Annotated in this window: 18 protein-coding genes; 11 read left to right on the plus strand and 7 right to left on the minus strand. The window is 69.9% G+C overall.

All coding sequences use genetic code 11. The annotated features are described in order from the left end of the window. Window positions 1-68: 68 nt before the first annotated feature. Window positions 69-1,019 (plus strand): phage baseplate protein, encoded by a 951-nt coding sequence (locus ABCR94_RS05755; RefSeq protein WP_347117926.1) that lies wholly within the window; start codon window positions 69-71, stop codon window positions 1,017-1,019. 104 nt (window positions 1,020-1,123) lie between these two features. On the opposite strand, the gene ABCR94_RS05760 is transcribed toward ABCR94_RS05755, so the two are convergent. Continuing rightward, window positions 1,124-2,671, minus strand: coding sequence for a tetratricopeptide repeat protein (locus tag ABCR94_RS05760; RefSeq protein ID WP_347117927.1), 1,548 nt, complete (start codon window positions 2,669-2,671; stop codon window positions 1,124-1,126). 98 nt (window positions 2,672-2,769) lie between these two features. Here ABCR94_RS05760 and ABCR94_RS05765 point away from each other — a divergent pair, with 98 nt between their 5' ends. Further along, window positions 2,770-4,137: an FAD-binding oxidoreductase gene (locus ABCR94_RS05765; protein WP_347117928.1), complete on the plus strand. Its 1,368-nt coding sequence runs from the start codon at window positions 2,770-2,772 to the stop codon at window positions 4,135-4,137. A gap of 168 nt (window positions 4,138-4,305) precedes the next feature. Next, window positions 4,306-4,686 (plus strand): VOC family protein, encoded by a 381-nt coding sequence (locus tag ABCR94_RS05770; protein ID WP_347117929.1) that lies wholly within the window; start codon window positions 4,306-4,308, stop codon window positions 4,684-4,686. 2 nt (window positions 4,687-4,688) lie between these two features. Here the strand turns inward: ABCR94_RS05770 and ABCR94_RS05775 are convergent, their stop codons facing one another. Beyond that, window positions 4,689-5,165, minus strand: a complete 477-nt coding sequence (locus ABCR94_RS05775; RefSeq protein ID WP_347117930.1) for an SsgA family sporulation/cell division regulator — start codon at window positions 5,163-5,165, stop codon at window positions 4,689-4,691. Between the two features lie 413 nt (window positions 5,166-5,578). On the opposite strand from ABCR94_RS05775, the gene ABCR94_RS05780 reads away from it, so the two are divergent. Further along, a complete protein-coding gene (locus tag ABCR94_RS05780) occupies window positions 5,579-7,237 on the plus strand; it encodes an RDD family protein (RefSeq protein ID WP_347117931.1) in 1,659 nt (552 codons plus the stop codon). 122 nt (window positions 7,238-7,359) lie between these two features. Then, the gene (locus ABCR94_RS05785; protein ID WP_347117932.1) at window positions 7,360-8,073 is read left to right on the plus strand and encodes an RDD family protein; all 714 of its coding nucleotides are present in this window, start codon (window positions 7,360-7,362) and stop codon (window positions 8,071-8,073) included. Here the strand turns inward: ABCR94_RS05785 and ABCR94_RS05790 are convergent. Beyond that, window positions 8,062-8,382 (minus strand): hypothetical protein, encoded by a 321-nt coding sequence (locus tag ABCR94_RS05790; protein ID WP_347117933.1) that lies wholly within the window; start codon window positions 8,380-8,382, stop codon window positions 8,062-8,064. The genes ABCR94_RS05785 and ABCR94_RS05790 overlap by 12 nt on opposite strands. Before the next feature lie 486 nt (window positions 8,383-8,868). Here ABCR94_RS05790 and ABCR94_RS05795 point away from each other — a divergent pair, with 486 nt between their 5' ends. Both ABCR94_RS05795 and ABCR94_RS05800 read left to right on the plus strand, forming a co-directional pair. Next, window positions 8,869-11,226 carry an immune inhibitor A domain-containing protein gene (locus tag ABCR94_RS05795; RefSeq protein ID WP_347118474.1) on the plus strand — a complete coding sequence of 786 codons (2,358 nt, stop codon included), beginning with the start codon at window positions 8,869-8,871 and terminating at the stop codon, window positions 11,224-11,226. A gap of 122 nt (window positions 11,227-11,348) precedes the next feature. Continuing rightward, window positions 11,349-11,666, plus strand: coding sequence for a hypothetical protein (locus tag ABCR94_RS05800; RefSeq protein WP_347117934.1), 318 nt, complete (start codon window positions 11,349-11,351; stop codon window positions 11,664-11,666). 77 nt (window positions 11,667-11,743) lie between these two features. On the opposite strand, the gene ABCR94_RS05805 is transcribed toward ABCR94_RS05800, so the two are convergent. Both ABCR94_RS05805 and ABCR94_RS05810 read right to left on the minus strand, forming a co-directional pair. Then, window positions 11,744-12,337: a nicotinamidase gene (locus tag ABCR94_RS05805; RefSeq protein WP_347117935.1), complete on the minus strand. Its 594-nt coding sequence runs from the start codon at window positions 12,335-12,337 to the stop codon at window positions 11,744-11,746. Window positions 12,338-12,549: 212 nt separating this feature from the next. Next, window positions 12,550-13,878: a nicotinate phosphoribosyltransferase gene (locus tag ABCR94_RS05810; RefSeq protein WP_347117936.1), complete on the minus strand. Its 1,329-nt coding sequence runs from the start codon at window positions 13,876-13,878 to the stop codon at window positions 12,550-12,552. Window positions 13,879-13,959: 81 nt separating this feature from the next. Between ABCR94_RS05810 and clpS the strand changes: the two genes are divergently transcribed. The 4 genes from clpS (at window position 13,960) to ABCR94_RS05830 (ending at window position 17,168) form a co-directional block, all read left to right on the plus strand. After that, window positions 13,960-14,274 carry an ATP-dependent Clp protease adapter ClpS gene (clpS, locus tag ABCR94_RS05815; RefSeq protein ID WP_347117938.1) on the plus strand — a complete coding sequence of 105 codons (315 nt, stop codon included), beginning with the start codon at window positions 13,960-13,962 and terminating at the stop codon, window positions 14,272-14,274. Further along, window positions 14,274-14,873: a DUF2017 domain-containing protein gene (locus ABCR94_RS05820; RefSeq protein ID WP_347117939.1), complete on the plus strand. Its 600-nt coding sequence runs from the start codon at window positions 14,274-14,276 to the stop codon at window positions 14,871-14,873. Before clpS ends, ABCR94_RS05820 begins: the two co-directional genes overlap by 1 nt. A 335-nt stretch (window positions 14,874-15,208) precedes the next feature. Further along, entirely contained in the window at window positions 15,209-16,642 is a 1,434-nt protein-coding gene (locus ABCR94_RS05825) for an amino acid permease (protein WP_347117940.1), read from the plus strand. A 109-nt stretch (window positions 16,643-16,751) separates the two neighbouring features. After that, the gene (locus ABCR94_RS05830; protein ID WP_347117942.1) at window positions 16,752-17,168 is read left to right on the plus strand and encodes a M67 family metallopeptidase; all 417 of its coding nucleotides are present in this window, start codon (window positions 16,752-16,754) and stop codon (window positions 17,166-17,168) included. 364 nt (window positions 17,169-17,532) lie between these two features. On the opposite strand, the gene ABCR94_RS05835 is transcribed toward ABCR94_RS05830, so the two are convergent. Next, entirely contained in the window at window positions 17,533-18,096 is a 564-nt protein-coding gene (locus ABCR94_RS05835; RefSeq protein WP_347117943.1) for a dihydrofolate reductase family protein, read from the minus strand. A 181-nt stretch (window positions 18,097-18,277) separates the two neighbouring features. Further along, window positions 18,278-19,054, minus strand: a complete 777-nt coding sequence (gene fabI, locus ABCR94_RS05840) for an enoyl-ACP reductase FabI (protein WP_347117944.1) — start codon at window positions 19,052-19,054, stop codon at window positions 18,278-18,280. Window positions 19,055-19,118 lie beyond the last annotated feature (64 nt).

Below are 19,118 nucleotides of genomic sequence, written 5' to 3' on the forward strand. Positions count from 1 at the left end.
CCCACGGACCTGACGCCGTGGGGCCGCAGTGCCGCGCCCGCCCGTTTATTCGTGGGTAAACCACAGACATGGTGAACACGGCGAGCACAACGAGCACAACGAGCACAGCGAGCAACGAGCACATCAACCTGGCGGTCGGATCGACCCGTTGGCAGTTCGAGAAGCGACTGCGGCACACAACGGTCCTGCAGTCCTTCGCCTTCGACGACGTAGGGCTGAGGCTGTACGTCGCGCAGGTGATGCAGGGCGGCCTCAGACTGGCGGGCGAGCCCCGCGCGTACACCGCGGACGAGCGCCGCCACCGCGGCGACCTGTGCCTCAACCAGCTCGACTACCAAGGCACTTGGCTCAACCACATGTACCTCCTCGGCTTCGGCCACGGGGTCGGCCTCGGCGTGGAGACCGGACCGCCGGGCTCGGCCTGGATCTGGACCGAGGCGGACGCGAGAGCGGGCGGGACGGCCGCGTTCGGCCGGGGCATATCGCGCTTCGCCTTCGTCAATGGCGAGACCCGCAGAAGCACGGCGGCGGCCACCAGCTATCCGGTCGCGGGCTCCACCGCCAACCAGCCGTCTGTGGACATGGAGTTCAAGAGGCTCGCCGTACGCCACCGGATCGGCAGCAGGCTCCGCTACCGGGTGTACGCCCTGGCGGACGCGGCCGAGGGCGACTTCACTGTCCCGCTCCACGACTTCGCACAGACCGCCACGCACCCGGACCCGAACATCGGCCTCCAGGGCTTCGCCCTGCACGGCAACTACCTCTACCAAGTGGTCGGTACGGCGTACGGCCCCGCCAACCCGCCCTCGGACCACGGCAACATGCACGTCTCCTGCACGGACATCCGCACCGGCCGGCAGGTCCAGCGGACAAGAACGGAGGCGGGCCACTCCCTCGACTACCGCGAACCGGAGGGCCTGGCCGTGCAACGCACGGCGAAGCCGAGGCTGTGCATGGGGCTGGCGTCGGGAGCGGTGGGGGCGAGGAGGTATTCGATCTACTACAAGGAGCGGGGGTGAACACGCTCAATTCAGCCTGTCCGGCGTTTGAGGACCGGGGTCTGGGGCGGAGCCCCAGTTTCGGGAAGGGGCGGGTAGGGGACAGCCCCGCGCAGCGGCCCCCGTCACCACCCACCCCCCGGCTTCGCACCCCCCACCCCCGCCCCCCGCCGCGCCGCAGCCCCCGGCACCGCCCGCGCCCCCGTCGCCCGCGCCCCGTACACATCCCGCGGCCCGCCCGACGGCGGCTCTCCCAGCGCGTTCAGCGCCTCCCGTGCCCGCGCGGCCAGCAGCGGCGAGAACCCGGGGTTGATCCGCAACGCCTCGTCCAGATGCCGCCGAGCCGCCCCGTACTCACCGAGCCCGCGCTCGATCGCCCCCAGGTGGTAGAGGAACAGCGCGCTCCGCACCCCCTGATCCGTCGCCTTGCGCGCCCACTTCAAGGCCGCCTTCCCGTCCCCGTCCCGGTGCAGCGCCCACCCCAGCGCGTCCGCGACCTCCGCGCCGGGATGCCGCTTCCACTCCGCCGACAGCCGCCGCACCGCCGCCTTCGGGTCACCGTGATCCGCGTCCAGGAGGCCGAGCAGCAGCTCGTCGGGGCCGACCCCGCGGCGCTGCTGCAGGGCGACATGGGCCCGCACCAGCACGTACTGCTCCCGCGCCTCCGCGACCCGGCCCAGCGATTCGAGCAACTCCCCGTACTCCAGGGCGTATCCACCCCCCGGCGCCGCTGCGAGCACCGCCCGGTACTCCAGCTCCGCGTCCGGGGTCTGCCCCAGCGCGGCCAACGCCCGCGCCCGTCCCGCCCGCGCCCCCGCGTGTCCGCGATCGGTGTGCAACGCCGACTCGTAGTAGCGCAAGGCCACTTCGGGCTCCCCGCGCTCCCAGGCCAGCTCACCCAGCCGGTAAAGACCGGCCACCCGCTCGGCCGGCGCACCGGCCCGCGCGGTCGCGTCGGACAAGGTCGCCGCCGCGTCCTCCCGCCATCCCCGGTCGCGGTACACCTGCGCCGCCAGCTGCTGCACCCGCGCACCCGACCGCAGCTCCTGGAGCTTCTCGACGGCCTTAGCCGCAGCCTTCCCGTCGCCGAGGCGGCCGTACGCGTCGATCAGCACGGGGTACGCGGTCCAGCGCCGGGGCGACTTCGCCCGTACCGTCTCGCCCCACTTCTTCGCGCTCCGGTAGTCGCCCCGCGCCTGGGCGAGCGCGGCGAGTCCCACCAGCGCGTCCGAATTCCCGCTCGCCGCGGGCCGGGCGGCCAGCGAGCGGCGCAGCGCGCGCTCCGCCCGCGGGTAGTCCGCGGAGTCGGCCCGGGAGCGCCCCCGCTCCAGATAAGCGGAGCCGAGCACCGCCCAGGAGTTGTCGTCGCCCGGATTCTTCCGCAGCCACTTCTCACGGTCGCCGATCAGCGCGGTCAGGTCCCCGGCCGACGCGGGCACCCCGGCGCCCACCGCGCCCACGGCGGCCATCGCCCGCCCGACAGGACCGGGGGCGGGCGGCGGCCCTTCGTCGCCACTCCCAGCCACGAACGTGAGGATCCCGGCCACCCCCGCGACAAGCACCGCCGCGCCCGCGAGGGCGGCGACGGCGGGTCGCCGCCGCCAGGCCTGCCGCTTCGTCTCCGCGCCCTTCGCCGGTGCTTCCGCTTCCGCTGCCCCTGCATCCGTCTCCATGGCGCTCACTGTGCGCCAGTACGAAGAGCCCATCGGGACCCGCGATGTGGATCGCAGACGGGTTCACACCGATGGCCCCCGAGTGTCAGGCTGGGACTATGGACGATCTTCTCGCACAGCTGCGCGCGGGCCTCCCGGCCGAGGCTCTGATCACCGACCCGGACATCACGGCTTCGTACGCCCACGACATGGCGAGCTTCTGCGACGCGGGCGCCCCGGCCGTGGTCGTCCTGCCCCGGACCGTCGAGCAGGTCCAGCACGTCATGCGCACGGCGACGGCCCTGCGCGTCCCGGTGGTCCCGCAGGGCGCCCGCACGGGCCTGTCCGGCGCCGCCAACGCCACCGACGGGTGCATCGTCCTGTCGCTGGTCCGGATGGACCGCATCCTGGAGATCAGCGCGGTCGACCGGATCGCGGTCGTGGAGCCGGGCGTCATCAACGCCGTCGTCTCGCGCGCCGTCGCCGAACAGGGGCTGTACTACCCGCCGGATCCTTCCAGCTGGGAGACCTGCACCATCGGCGGCAACATCGGCACCGCGTCGGGCGGCCTGTGCTGCGTGAAGTACGGGGTCACCGCCGAGTACGTCCTCGGCCTGGACGTCGTCCTCGCCGACGGCCGCCTCCTGACCACCGGGCGCCGCACCGCCAAGGGCGTCGCGGGCTACGACCTGACCCGGCTGTTCGTCGGCTCCGAGGGCAGCCTGGGCATCGTCGTCAAGGCGGTCCTGGCGCTCAAGCCCGCCCCGCCGCAGCAGCTCGCGCTCGCCGCCGAATTCCCCTCCGCTGGCGCCGCCTGCGAGGCGGTCTGCGAGATCATGGCGCGCGGCCATGCCCCGTCCCTGCTCGAACTCATGGACCGTACGACCCTGCGCGCCGTCAACAAGATGGCCAACATGGGCCTCCCGGAATCCACCGAGGCACTCCTGCTCGCCGCCTTCGACACCCCGGACCCGGCCGCCGACCTGGCCGCCGTCGGCAAGCTGTGCCTGGCGGCGGGCGCCACCGAGGTCGTACCGGCCGAGAGCGCCGCCGAGTCCGAACTGCTGCTCCAGGCCCGGCGGATGTCGCTCACGGCGCTCGAAGCGGTCAAGAGCGCCACGATGATCGACGATGTCTGCGTACCGCGCTCCCGGCTCGGCGCCATGATCGCGGGGACCGCCGCCATCGCCGAGAAGTACGACCTGACCATCGGCGTGTGCGCCCACGCGGGCGACGGCAACACCCACCCGGTCGTCTGCTTCGACCACGCCGACGCCGACGAGTCGCGGCGCGCCCGCGAGTCCTTCGACGAGATCATGGCGCTCGGCCTGGAGCTGGGCGGCACGATCACCGGTGAACACGGAGTGGGCGTACTCAAGAAGGACTGGCTGGCCCGCGAACTCGGCCCGGTGGGGCTTGACCTGCAACGTTCCGTCAAGGCGGCCTTCGACCCGCTGGGCCTCCTCAACCCGGGCAAGCTCTTCTGAGCCACCGGGCGCGTCCGGGGACGCCGGGCGCATCCGGGACCGCGGGCGCGTCCGGGACGCCGGGAGCGGGACCTCAGGCGTAGGGCGAAAGCCCGATTTCGCGGACCCGGCGGGCCGCATAGCGTGAGGGGGAAGCCAGATCAGCAGCCACCTCGACGAGGAGGACCCATGCCCGCGCGTCTTGACCACACCATCGTCCACAGCCGTGACCGCTTCGCGGCCGCAGCCTTCCTCACGGAGCTGATCGGAGCTCCGGAGGCGAAGCCCTTCGGCCCGTTCGCGAGCGTCCCCCTGGAGAACGGCGTCACCCTCGACTACGCCGACGACGACGGCCGGATCGTCTCGCAACACCTGGCGTTCCTGGTCCCCGACGACGAGTTCGACAAGATCTTCGCGCGCGTCGAGCAGCGTGAACTCCCGTACTGGGCCGACCCGTACCACCACAAGCCGCAGCAGATCAACCACGAGTACCTGGGCCGCGGGTTCTACCTGGACGACCCCGACGGGCACTCCATCGAATTCATCACCCACACCTACGTGACCGACTGAGGTCACCCCTCCCCGTCCTGGGACTCGTCCGACGGCCACGGGTCCCGCAGCCACAGATCGTCGGCGGGGGTCGGGGTGAGCAGCTCGGCGAGTCCCTCGTCGATGCCGAGCTGCTCCGACTCGGTGCCGGGCGGAACCATCCGCAGCGTGCGCTCCAGCCAGGCGGACACGGCCACCGCGGGCGCTTCGAGCAGGGCGTCGCCGTCGGGGGAGCTGAGCGCCACGCAGATTACGCTGCGCGAGTTGACCTTGGTCGGCCAGATCCGCACATCGCCGTGCCCGCACGGCCTGAAGATCCCCTCGACGAGCAGCTCACGGGCGAAGGTCCAGTAGACGGGGGATTCGGACCTGATGTGGAAGGTCACGTGCACGGCGTACGGATCGCCGGTGCGGTACGTCAGCCGGGCCGGTACGGGGATGCTGCGCTCGGGCGACAGCACCAGATTGAGTTCCAGCTCGCGTTCCACCACGGTGTTCATGGGATGCCCTTCCTCTCCTGTACGCGGCCCTGGTGCGGGCCGTACTGGGGAGAGGGGCCTGCCCGCCGTTGATTACGCGACTTTCGCGAATTATTTTGACGCCGGGGCATCCGCCCGGACATTCGACCGGGCGTCTGTTCGTTTTCTCGTACGCGCTGGCGAACTGACTCTGCCCAAAGCCTTGCGCTCTGTTTCGAAAGCTGTGCTCTGTCGCCCGAACCCGGTCTTTCTGCTGGTCTCCCTCTTCGGGGCCCCGCGTTCTTCGTTAATGTCCTCCTTGGACAGGCGGAGACGCGCGCCCGGTCGCCGGGGGCGTACGCCGTACAGCCTGTAGCCGGGTCCAGCTTCGGAGAGCGTCGCCGTGGGCTCCCACGGACAGGTCAAGTGTGTTGGTCATGAACGGAGTTGGGGACATGGTGGCCTCTCCTGGCGACGGTACGGACGTAGCCCGGGAAGGGTATTACCCAGATCCTTCCATCCCCGGATATGTCCGGTACTGGAACGGTGCGGCCTGGGTGCCGGGTACCAGCCGTCCCGCCCCCGCGACCGGCGAGGCGATGCCCGCGGGGTCTGGCGCGGGAGCCGTCGCGCCCGCCCCGGCCGCCGTTCGGCGCCCGTCCGTCGAGGAGACCGGGCCGGTCTTCTTCGACGAGGAGCCCGAGGGCGCGCATCTGCACGGCAGCGCCCCGGAACCCGCCTCCGCCTGGCAGGCCGACACCTCGCGCCAGACGGGCTTCGGCGGTGAGCGCGACCGGCGGGTCTCGTGGGGATCGCCGTCGCAGGACCCGCGCGCGGCGGGCGACAGCGACAGCGGTTCGGGGTGGACCCCGCGAAGCGGCGAGGGCGCATCGGCCGCCCGCGACCCGCGCTCGGCGGGCGCCGATGCGGGTGCGGGTGCCGGTGCTGGTGCGGCGCAGGCCGGCCCCGGCGCCGGGAGCCCGGCCGGTCCCACCGGCGACCCCAGCCGGGGCGCGCTGCCGGGGGTCCGTTCCGCCGGCCAGGCACCGGGGCCGGGCCAGGCGCACGGCGAGGCGCCGGGGGCGGGGCATGTCCACGGCCAGGCGCAGGGGCCGGGCCAGGTCCACGGTCAGGTACCGGGGCCGGCTCAGGGGCAGGGGCGTGCGGACAGTGGTCCGGCCGTGCCTGCCGACAGCACCATGGCCATCCGTGCCCTGCGTGCGGGTGCCACGGGCGCCGCGGCCGCCGCGGAGTCCGCCCGTACGGCCAGGGCCGACGGCACCATGGCGATCCGGACCATGACGCCCGGCGCCCGCAACCCCCAGGTCCCCGCCCAGTCACAGCAGCCCCAGTCGCAGCAGCCCCAGCAGCAGGCACCGCAGCCCCAGCCCGCCCCCGTGGCTCCCGCCCCTGCCCCCGCGCCCGCCACCTCCGTGTCCGGCGGTGGCGCCGCCTCCTGGGCGCAGCAGGTGCACCGGCTCGCCCAGCAGGAGCACGGCGGGGCCCAGTCGCACCAGCAGCAGGCGCACCAGCCGCAGTCGCAGCAGGACCCGCAGCAGCCCGTCGTGCCGTGGAAGCCGGTGGCCAGTAGTGACCCCTTCCTGCGGGCGGCCCAGGCCCAGGCGGCCGCCAGGCCAGCCGGTCTCGGCAGGCGGCTGGCCGCGCGGCTGGTCGACACGGTCGTCCTGGGTGCCGCCGTCGGCGCGGTCGGCGTACCGCTCGTATCGAAGGCGCTCACGCACATCGACGACAAGGTGCAGGCGGCGAAGCTGTCCGGCGAGACCGTCACCGTCTGGCTGATCGACAGCACCACCGCCAGCTACCTCGGCATCGTCCTGGGCGCCTTTCTTCTCTTCGGAGTGGTCTACGAGGTGTTCCCGACCTCGAAGTGGGGCCGGACGCTCGGCAAGAAGCTGTTCCGGCTGCACGTGCGGGACATCGAGGAGCACGAGCCCCCGACCTTCGCCGCCGCACTGCGCCGCTGGCTGCTCTACGGCGTGCTGGGGGTGCTGGCCATCGGGATCGTCAACGTCGCGTGGTGCCTGTTCGACCGTCCGTGGCGCCAGTGCTGGCACGACAAGGCGGCCCACACCTTCGTCGCCGGCAACAGCTGAGCCGCCAACAGCTGAGCCGGCAACAGCTGAAACGAGCGCCGAGGCCCCGCTGGAGGGCGCTCCGTCCCCCGAACGGCACCCGACCGGATGCGGACCACAGGCGGGCGCGGTCGACTGCGGTTATGAGCACCGACCAGCCGCCGCCCGGCGGCCAGCCGCCGGAGGACGATCCGTTCCTCAAGAAGCCGCAGGACGACCCGCCACCGACCCCGCCACCGACCCCGCCGACCCCACCGCCGAGCGGCTCCCCGTACGGTGACGCCCCCTCCGGCGGCGCTCCGTACGGTGGTCCCCCGCAAGGCAGCCCCCCGTACGGCGGCAACGCCCCGCCGCCGCCCTACAGCGGTGGCGCGGCCGACCCGCTCGCCGGGATGCCGCCGCTCGCCCCCACCGGCTCGCGCCTGGTGGCCCGCATCGTCGACGCGCTGATCGTCGGCATCCCGATGAGCCTGCTCGGCTGGCTCATCGGCATGTTCGACGGCTACAGCAGCGACTGGGACGACATCTCCGACCAGGCAGGCGGCGGCAAGTCGCTGTTCTGGCAGCTGATCACGATGGTCGTGTACGTCGGCTACGACACGTACATGACGTCCAACAAGAACGGCCAGACCGTCGGCAAGCGCCTGATGGGGCTGCGCGTCGCGATGCTCAACAGCGGCACGGTCCCGGAGACCAGCGCCTCGCTGATGAGGGCCGTCGTGCTGTGGGTGCCGGCGCTGATCTGCTGCTTCTGCATCTGGTGGCTGGTCAACCTGATCATGATCCTGGTCGACAAGCCCTACAAGCAGGGCCTGCACGACAAGGCGGCCAAGACCGTGGTGGTGTCAGCCACGTAGCGAATGCTCGCCGACGGCCGAGCGGGTGCGCGGGGCAGGCACCCGGGACTCGTAACTCTCGGCCTCGGAGAGGGCCACGGCGGCCGCACGGTCCGGCGCACGAGTCGTTTCGCTCGTGCGCCGGGCTGTGCGCGCCGCCTTCGGCATGGGCACGGTCAGAGCGACGAGCAGGCCGAGCGCGAGCGCGGCGAAGGTGATGACGGCGATTCCGATGCCGGTCGCCGTCTGGGACAGCAAGAGCATGGCGAGGGTCGAGAAGACGACCGTGGCTGAACCGTAGGCGAACTGTGCGGCAGTGGGACGCGGCATGGCGATATCCGTCCTCGGAGCAGCGATCGGGGGGCAGCGATCGGGGGTGTCTCTCAACGCGGTCGCACTGCAGGCGACCCTACGACGGTGACTGCCCGCGTGGAACAGGTAGTAAGCGTGACCTAACCCACGGTGCCGAGGCATGGGGGGCGCACGGAGTCATTCCGCATTCCAACAGGTGAGATCGACGCGCCCACCGACGGCGCTGGTCCCTGGCGGTCCGTGCCCGCTCGGGAGCCGATTCTCGTGCGATCCGCATCCGCCAAGTGTTCGGATAGCGGAACTGAGCATCTACATAGTGCACTTGGCTCGTTTAAGTCAAGATCTGTCTTTTCTTCTGAGACTCCGGTCAAATGTCGTCACTTGAGACGCGTGTCGCGCCCGGAACCCCTCACCTTCGGTCCGTGCTGGTGCGGCCGCAGGGGAGGACAACGTCAAGTGACCACCAACAGAGGGCGGATCAGAGCCGCCGCCATGGTTGTTGCCATGGCAACAGCCGCCGCGACCGCATCCGCGTTCGCCACCGCGCAGGCCGACGAGAAGACGCCGGCCGCAGCGGGATCGGCGGAGGCCGAGCGCCGTGACCCGGCGCCCGCCAAGGGCCAGATCGAGCACGATCTCGAAGGCCCGTTCAGCAAGCAGCAGGACGCCGCGCGCCAGGCGGCGCTCGAAAAGGTCATATCCGGCGAAGCCACCGTGCAGCAGCGCGGCGGCTCGAAGGTCGTGAAGCTCGACGACCGCAAGTACGTCGAGCTCGGCCGGGAGAAGACCGACAAGATCTTCACGATCCTGGTGGAGTTCGGCGACAAGGTCGACAACACCACGATGCACGACCCGGACGGCGAAGGACCCAAGCCGCCCGTCAAGAAGTACGGCGGCGACCCGGGCCCCGCGCACAACGCGATAGCCGAGCCGGACCGTAAGGAGGACAACTCCACGGCCTGGCAGAAGGACTACAACCAGAAGCACTTCAAGGACCTGTACTTCGGCAAGGCCAAGGGCCAGGAGTCGCTCAAGACCTACTACGAGAAGACCTCGTCGGGCCGTTACTCGGTCGACGGTGAGGTCTCCGACTGGGTCAAGGTCGATTACAACGAGGCCCGTTACGGCTCGAACTACTGCGGCGACACCAACTGCTCCAACGTCTGGGACACGGTCCGCGACGGTGTGACCGCCTGGACCGCCGACCAGAAGGCCAAGGGCCAGACCCCGGCCCAGATCAAGGCCCAGCTCGCCAAGTACGACCTGTGGGACCGCTACGACTTCGACGCCGACGGCAACTTCAACGAGCCCGACGGCTACATCGACCACTTCCAGATGGTGCACGCCGGCGAGGACGAGTCGGCCGGCGGCGGCGCCCAGGGCGAGAACGCCCTGTGGGCGCACCGCTGGTACGCGTACGGCACCGACCAGGGCAAGACCGGCCCCGCGGACAACCAGGCGGGCGGCGCCCAGATCGGCGACACCGGGATCTGGGTCGGCGACTACACGATGCAGCCGGAGAACGGCGGGCTCGGCGTCTTCGCCCACGAGTACGGCCACGACCTCGGCCTGCCCGACCTGTACGACACCTCGGGCGGCGGTGAGAACGGCGTCGGCTTCTGGTCCCTGATGTCGGCCGGCTCCTGGCTCGGCACCGCGAAGAACGAAATCGGCGACCTGCCGGGCGACATGACCGCCTGGGACAAGCTCCAGCTGGGCTGGCTCGACTACGACAAGGCCAAGGCCGCGAAGAAGTCGACGCACAAGCTGGGTGTCGCCGCGTACAACACCAAGAACCCGCAGGCGCTCGTCGTCGACCTGCCGAAGAAGGCCGTCACCACGACTGTTGTGAAGCCCTCCGAGGGCTCCAAGCAGTGGTGGAGCGGCATGGGTGACGACCTCAAGAACACCCTCACCCGGTCCGTCGACCTGACGGGCAAGGCGAACGCGTCCCTGGGCCTGCAGGGCTGGTGGGACATTGAGGCCAACTACGACTGGCTGTACGCCGAGGCGTCCACCGACGCCGGCAAGACCTGGAACGCGCTGGACGGCACGGCCGACGGCAAGGCGCTGGAGCGCGACGCCGCCGACAAGCCCGGCCTGACCGGCACGGGTGGCGCGTACAAGAAGCTGGCCCTCCCGCTCGACGCGTACGCGGGCAAGAAGGTCGACGTCCGCTTCCGCTACCAGACCGACGGCGGCGCCGGCGGCAAGGGCTTCGCGGCCGACGCGATCACCGTGACCGCGGACGGCAAGCCGCTGTTCACGGACGGCGCCGAGGGCGACGACAACGGCTGGACCGCCAAGGGCTTCTCGCGCATCGGTGAGTCCTTCACCAAGGACTACGAGCAGTACTACCTGGCCGAGAACCGCCAGTACGTGTCGTACGACAAAACCCTGAAGAACGGCCCGTACAACTTCGGCTTCTCGAAGACCCGGCCGAGCTGGGTGGAGCACTACCCGTACCAGAACGGCCTGATGGTCTGGTTCTGGGACACCTCGCAGAAGGACAACAACACCAGCCAGCACCACGGTCAGGGCCTGATCCTGCCCGTGGACGCGCACGCCACGGCCCTGAAGTGGGCCGACGGTACGCTGCTGCGCAACAAGATCCAGTCCTTCGACTCGTCGTTCAGCCGGTACCGGACGGACGCCTTCACGCTGCACAACGCGGACGTTCCGCTGCGGCTGAAGTCCCAGAAGGGCGTCTCGGTCTTCGACGACCGCAAGGGGACGTACTGGGACAAGGCGAACCCGACCGGTGGGGTGAAGGTTCCTGACACCAACACCAAGATCTCCATCGTCAGCGAGCCCAAGAGTGGCCAGACGATGACCCTGAAGGTCGGACCCTCCACCAAGTAATCCGCATCAGCCCAGGTCAGAGCATGATCGGCCGTCGCCCTCTAGCGGGCGGCGGCCGATCACGTTTAGATGCCTCTTAGCAAGCTCTTATTGACACGGCGTCTTACGGGGGAGTGATCGGCATGTCCGGTGGAGGTTTCGTCAGGCTCCCAGGAGGCAGCGTGGTGGTCGCCCTCACGCTGCCCAGCCCCGCGACCGACGGCCACAAGGTCCGCGTCCTGGTGCACTCGGTGAACCGGGCCCGCGCCCTGACCCGGCTGCGCAACCTCGGACTGCGCGCGGTCTACCTGCGCGGCAACGCGGCGCCGCCCACCCTGGACGAGATCACGGCCGTCCTGCACCACCCCGACGGCCTGCTGTGGCGTGCGGCCCCGGAAGAGGTCGAGGAGCTCTGGCACCCGATACGGGCGCTGCTCAGATCATCCGTACGGTCCGCCTGAGGATGCTCATTCGTACGGTCCGGCGGGGAGCGCTCCCACGCGGCCCGTGGCGGCCTCCCGGAGCGGGCAGGGCCCCCTTACACCACCGGCTTGCCCGACAGCTTCACACCGGCATCGCGGAGCTCCTCCAGGGCCCGCTCGGTGGTGGCCTCGGAGACGCCCGCCGTCAGGTCGAGCAGGACATGGGTGGAGAAGCCCGCGCGTACCGCGTCCAGGGCCGTGGCGCGCACGCAGTAGTCGGTCGCGATGCCGACCACGTCCACCTCGGTGACCCCGCGGCCCCGCAGCCAGTCGCCAAGCAGGACGTCGTTCTCGTCGGAGCCCTCGAAGCCGCTGTACGCCGCCGAGTACGCGCCCTTGTCGAAGACCGCGCCGATCGCGCCCGACGCGACGGCCGGTGCGAAGTTCGGATGGAAGCCCACACCCTCCGTACCTGCGACACAGTGCACCGGCCAGGAGTGGACGTAGTCGGGGACCACCGGGGGCGTGGCGAAGTGAGCGCCCGGGTCGATGTGGTGGTCACGGGTGGCAACCACATGGCGGTAGCCGGCCGGTGCCGCGCCGATCAGATCGGTGATGGCGGCGGCGACGTCGGAGCCCCCCGGCACCGCGAGGCTCCCGCCCTCGCAGAAGTCGTTCTGAACGTCGACGACGATCAAGGCGCGGTGCATGGCAGGTGCCCTTCGGTGGGGACGAGCGGCAGTGGTGGCAGTCAGGCGCGGGCGGTGTGATTCGAGCGTAGAGACTCCAACGGCCTTGCGGGAGAGGGTATTTGGCTGATAAAAGCAACAATGGTTCCAGGTGGCACCTGCCCGCTCACCCCGCTTTCATGCATGTGTACGACCGTGGCTACGCGCGTGCCCACACGTCTCTACGGGCGTGCCTACACGTACTCGGTGGGCAGCACCGGCTCGCCCCTGGAGAGCTGCATCGCGGACATCGGCAGCGCGCCGCGCGCCGTGATGTGCCGCTCGCGCACCGCGTCCAACGGCTCGCGCGCCACCACATCGCCGCCCTTGACGAGCTCCACGAGCAACTGCCGGCCGGCCAGCTCGGGCGGCACGGCCCCCGTCCCGATGACCTCCGCCTCGGCGACGCCGTGCTCGTCCGCCCGGCGCGCGGCCCACTTGCGGCCACCGATCGAGGTCTTGCCGCCGATCGCCTTCTTCGCCACCGGCTGCAACGGCGTCTTCGGATCCGCGCTGCGGGCCCTGGCGACCAGCTTGTAGACCATCGAGCAGGTCGGGTGCCCGCTGCCGGTCACCAGCTGGGTGCCCACCCCGTACGCGTCCACCGGCGCCGCGGCCAGCGAGGCGATGGCGTACTCGTCCAGGTCGCTCGTCACCACGATCTTCGTCCCGGTGGCGCCGAGCTCGTCCAGCTGCTGGCGCACCCGGTGCGCGACGAGCAGCAGGTCGCCCGAGTCGATACGGACGGCGCCGAGGCCGGTCCCGGCGACCTCGACGGCGGTACGGACCGCCTTGGTGACGTCGTACGTGTCGACCAGCAGCGTCGTGCCGCTGCCCAGCGAGGCGACCTGCGCCTCGAACGCGTCGCGCTCGCTGTCGTGCAGCAGGGTGAAGGCGTGCGCGCTGGTGCCGACGGTGGGGATGCCGTAGCGGAAGCCGGCCGCGAGATCCGAGGTCGAGGTGAAGCCGCCGACGTACGCGGCGCGCGAGGAAGCGACGGCGGCCAGCTCGTGCGTGCGCCGGGCGCCCATCTCGATGAGCGGGCGCCCGCCCGCCGCCGATGCCATCCGGGAAGCTGCGGCCGCGATGGCCGAATCATGGTTGAGGATCGACAGGATCACCGTCTCCAGCAGCACGCACTCCGCGAAGCTGCCCTCGACCCGCAGGATCGGCGAGCCCGGGAAGTACACCTCGCCCTCCGGGTAGCCCCAGATGTCACCGGTGAAGCGGTACGTGGAGAGCCAGCGCAGGGTCGGTTCGTCGACGATGTCGTGCTCACGCAGAAAGCCCAGCACGTCCGCGTCGAAGCGGAAGTTCTCCACGGCGTCCAGCACCCGGCCGGTCCCCGCCACCACCCCGTAGCGCCGCCCCTCGGGCAGCCGGCGGGTGAAGACCTCGAAGACCGAGTGCCGGTCGGCGGTGCCGGCCTTGAGTGCGGCCTGCAGCATCGTGAACTCGTACTGGTCGGTGAAGAGAGCTGTCGACGGCACATCCACCGGCAGCCCGAGGTCCGCAGTGTTCATGCAGGGATGCTACCCCCGCTCTCGTCAGAGTGACGAGATCCAGAGGGGCCGTTTGTGCGATGAACCCTTCCCAGTGGCAGCATGGGACAAGTGAGTGTTGCTCCCGCAGAGATCGAACAGACCGAGTCGGCCCAAGAGACCTTCGCCGTACCCGAGCCCGATACCCCTTGGGTGACGCTGGTCCACAACGACCCGGTCAATCTCATGAGCTATGTGTCCTACGTCTTCCAGACGTACTTCGGCTATTCCAAGGACAAGGCGCACAAGCTGATGCTCGACGTCCACCGCAAGGGCCGCGCCATCGTCTCCAGCGGCAGCCGCGAGGAGATGGAACGCGACGTGCAGGCGATGCACGGATACGGGCTGTGGGCGACGCTGTCGCAGGACCGCAACTGATGGCCGGGCTCTTCGAGAAGAAGAAGCGCGGCGGCTCGGCCGTCACCGTCGCCCTCGACGAGGTCGAGGTCTCCATCCTGCGCAGCCTGGCCGTGCAGCTGCTCGAACTGGTCGGCCCCGGCGAGGAGCCGGTCGAGGGCGAGGACCCGCTGGCCGCCCTGTTCACCGAGGGCCCGAGCGAGCCGCCGTCCGACGCGGCCCTGGCGCGGCTGTTCCCCGAGGCGTACACCGGACCGGGGACGGACCCGCAGGACAAGGAACTGCGGGAAGCCTCCGCCGAGTTCCGCCGCTTCACCGAGAACGACCTGCGCGACCGCAAGCGCGGCGACGCGCTGGCCGTCGTACGCACCCTGGACGCGCTCGGCGCCAAGGGCGACGGCGGGGCCGTGCTTGAGCTGACGGCCGACGACGCCCGGCACTGGCTGGGCACGCTCAACGACCTGCGGCTGACCATCGGCACCCGGCTCGACGTCACCGACGAGGACGAGACCGGCGAGCTCTACCGGCTGCCCGACGGCGACCCGCGCAAGCCGATGGTGATGGCCTACCTCTGGCTCGGCGCGCTCCAGGAAAGCCTCATCGAGACGCTCATGCCGTAGGGGTGTCCGGACGGCCGGACCCGGCGGGGTGTTTCGATCAAGGTGTTCGCTCAACGGACGCTCAAATCCGCATAACGATCGAGTGAACGCACCCGGAACCTTTGCCGCCCCTAGGGACTTTTGCGCCGATTTGCGCGTGCTGTGCGCCACATTCGGGCTCGTCGATCACCCTTCTCGCCGTGATAGATCTTCACGACCCCCGGCGACGCCACCCATGTCCACGGGGGCGCTGCGACCGGCTGACCGCCGGACGCACTCCATCCATATCCGGGGGGATCGGGATCTGATCCGCTGCCTGCGAAAGGCGCGGATCGCATGGAGAAAGGCGCAACACCATGACCTCAGTGCAGGTCGACAAGCCACACGACGACGGCAGTGAGGCCGCGGACGCGCCCGGCGCGCCGGGCGAGGGCTACCAGCGAGCGCTGGGGGCCCGCCAGATCCAGATGATCGCGATCGGCGGCGCCATCGGCACCGGCCTCTTCCTCGGCGCGGGCAAGGCCATCGACCGGGCCGGGCCCAGCCTGATCCTCGCGTACGCCATAGCCGGCCTGGTGATCTTCTTCATCATGCGGGCGCTCGGCGAGCTGCTCATGTACCGCCCCGTCGCGGGCTCCTTCTCGGAGTACGCACGCGAGTTCCTCGGCCCCTTCTTCGGCTTCGTGACCGGCTGGACGTACTGGCTCTTCTGGGTCGTCACCGGCATCACCGAGGTCACCGCCGCCGCCACCTACATGACGTACTGGTGGGACATCCCGCAGTGGCTCTCCGCGCTGGTCTTCACCGTCATCCTGTACGCCGCGAACCTGATCTCCGTGAAGCTCTTCGGCGAGCTGGAGTTCTGGTTCTCGATGGTCAAGGTCACCGCGATCATCGGCATGATCCTGATCTGCGCCGGTGTCCTCACGATCGGCTTCTCCGACGCCGGTGACACCGCGACCGTGGCGAACCTCTGGAACGACGGCGGGTTCTTCCCCCAGGGCATCACCGGCACGCTGATGACCCTGCAGATCGTCATGTTCGCCTTCCTCGCCGTCGAACTGGTCGGCGTCACCGCGGGCGAGTCCAAGGACCCCGAAACCGTCCTGCCCAAGGCCATCAACACCGTGCCGTGGCGTATCGCCGTCTTCTACGTCGGCGCGCTGATCATGATCCTGTCGGTCGTCCCGTGGAGCACCTTCAAGCCGGGCGTCTCCCCGTTCGTCAAGGCCTTCGAGGAGATGGGCCTCGGCGTCGGCGCGGCGATCGTGAACTTCGTGGTGCTGACCGCGGCGCTGTCGTCCTGCAACTCCGGCATGTACTCCACCGGCCGCATGCTGCGTGACCTGGCGCTCAACGGGCAGGGCCCGAAGGCCTTCAGGAAGCTGACGAAGAACGGCCTGCCGCTCGTCGGCACCACCTTCTCGGCCGCGCTGATGCTCGTCGGTGTCTGGATCAATTACCAGTGGCCCGGCGAGGCGTTCAACTACGTCGTCTCCTTCGCGACCATCTCCGGCATGTGGGCCTGGATCATGATCCTGTGCGCCCAGCTCCGCTACCGGGCCAAGGCCGACCGCGGCGAGCTGCCGCAGTCCACGTTCAAGGCCCCCGGAGCGCCGTACACCAGCTGGTTCGCCCTCGGGTTCATCGGTCTGGTCATCACGATGATGGCCATCGACGAGGACGCGCGGATCTCGCTCTACTGCGCGCCGGTCTGGGCACTGCTGCTCGGCGTCTCGTACCTGGTGATGAAGAAGCGCAACCCGCAGAGCTTCGCCCGCAAGGGCTGAGTGCCAGGGCGCTTTTGGCTCCGCCTGTCCGGCATACGGTCCCGCCCGTACCACTCCTCGGTACGGGCGGGACCTTTTGCTTGTCCCAGGGTTGCTTATCCTGGGGCGCATGCTGACCCTTTCCCAGGCCCTGCACGACCAGATCGTCGCGCACGCCCGCGCCGACCACCCCGACGAGGCCTGCGGCGTGGTCGCGGGCCCCGAGGGCACGGGCCGCCCCGAGCGGTTCATCCCGATGCTGAACGCCGCACGCTCTCCCACGTTCTACGAGTTCGACTCGGGGGACCTGCTGAAGCTCTACCGCGAGATGGACGACCGGGACGAGGAACCCGTGATCATCTACCACTCGCACACCGCGACCGAGGCGTACCCGTCCCGCACGGACATCTCGTACGCCAACGAGCCCGGCGCCCACTACGTCCTGGTCTCCACCGCCGACACCGACGGCGAGGGCCCGTTCCAGTTCCGCTCGTTCCGCATCGTGGACGGCGTGATCACGGAGGAAGACGTCACGATCGCAGGCTGAGCGTCGATTTTGTGTCCGCCGCCGGGGCTGTGCTGCGAAAGCGTACGCCGACGGGGTCACCCCGAAGTGCCGGGCGAAGGCCCTGCGCAGGCTCTCATCACTGCCCAGGCCACTGCGCGCCGCCGCCCCCGTGACGGTGGCCCCGGCCTCAAGCGCCGCGCCGATCCGCAGCCCGGTCGCGGTGGTCACGTCCCGCCCGTCCGGCGTACAGACCCGCACGGAGTAGGCGCCGGTGCCGCGGGCGGCGGTGGTGAAGACCTCCAGCGGGGCGGACACGTCCAGGAGCCGGACGCCGTCGAAGGTGCACGACGACGTCGGCGGGGGGACGGGCTGGAAGCCCGTAGGGGCTCGGCGGACGAGCCGGCTAACGCGCCACGCGGTAGCGGAGGTAGACGACTTTCGAGCTGAAGGTGCGGGTCTCAACAAGTTCGAGATCCACCCGGCGCTCGCGCTGGGGAAAGAACGGAATGCCCCCGCCGACCAGCACCGGGTAGACCATGGCCTGGTACTCGTCGATCAGACCCAACGCGGCCGCCTCGGCGGCGAGAGTTGCGCCGCCGATCGCGATGTCGCCCTTCCCCGGCTCGGCTCGCAACCGCTCGATCTCCTCCGCCAGGCCACCGGAGACCAGACGGGCATTGCCCTGCACCGCCGACAGCGTGGTGGAGAACACCACCTTCGGGAGCGGCTTCCAGAGAGCGGCCCACTCAAGCATCGAGTCGCCGAGCGATGGATCCTGGTCGGCGGTCTCCCAGTACAGCATCGTCTCGTACAGCCGTCGTCCCAACAGGTGGACGCCGACCTGTCGAATCTCGTCGATCCAGAAGCGAAAGACCTCCTCGTCGGGCGCCGTCCAGTCGAAGCCGCCGTCCGGCCCGACGATGTAGCCGTCGAGTGAGACGCTCATTGAATAGGTCACGCTGCGCATCAGAAGTCCTCCTCGGTAACGGGTTCGACAGTACGACCGCCGGACGCCGCAGGACTCATTGCGGCTCGCGGGATCCCCTGGGCCGAGTCACCTCACGTGATCATTTCGTTGAGAGAACCTCAGTGACCACTCTCCAGAGCCTTCAATCTGAAACGGGGTCTTTCGCTCGTGCGGGACGGGGTCAGGCGCCGACGGCCGTGAACCCGCCGTCGACGTGGATGACCTGGCCAGTGATGGCGCGCGAGCTGTCACTGAGCAGGAAGGCCACCACGTCCGCGACCGGCTTCGCGTCCGAGGTGTCCCAACCCAGCGGTGCCCGCTCGGGCCATAGGGTGGCGAGCTTGTCGAAGCCGGGGATGGACTTGCCGGCCATGGTGGTGATGGGGCCGGAGTCGACGGCGTTCACACGGATGCCCCTGGGGCCGAGTTCCTTGGCCAGGTACCTGTTGATTGATTCCAGTGCGGCCTTGGTCGGACCCATCCAGTCGTAGACCGGCCAGGCCACCTGCGCGTTGAACGTCAAACTGACCACGCTCGCGCGGGGGGCCTTCTCCAGGAGGGGCAGCAGGCTGGCCACCAGGCCCTTGAGGGAGAAGGCCGAGACCTCCATGGCCTTGGCGACCGAGTCGAACGGCGTCTTCAGGAAGTTGCCGCCGAGCGCGTCCTGGGGGGCGAATGCGACCGCGTGTACGACGCCGTCGAGGCTGTCCCAGTGTGCCCCAATGCTCAGCGCGAGAGCCGCAAGGTCGTCCGGCTTGGTGATGTCGGCCGAGAGACAGTCCACCGGCTTGTTGGGCAGGCGGCTGGAGATGCGCTTCATGATGTTGCTGGCGGTGCCTGGGGCGTTGGCCAGGATGATGTCGGCCCCCTGCTCCGACGCGCTCTCCGCGATCTTGTAGCCCATCGAGGTCTCGGTGAGCACACCGAAAACCAGAATCTTCTTTCCGGTCAGGTCCATACGTGTCCTTCTGAATGCACGAGGCGAATGGGGGTTACGGGGTCCAGCCAGGGCAACGTAGGGG

The organism is Streptomyces changchenzhani (assembly GCF_039766235.1).
Classification (GTDB): Bacteria; Actinomycetota; Actinomycetes; order Streptomycetales; family Streptomycetaceae; genus Streptomyces.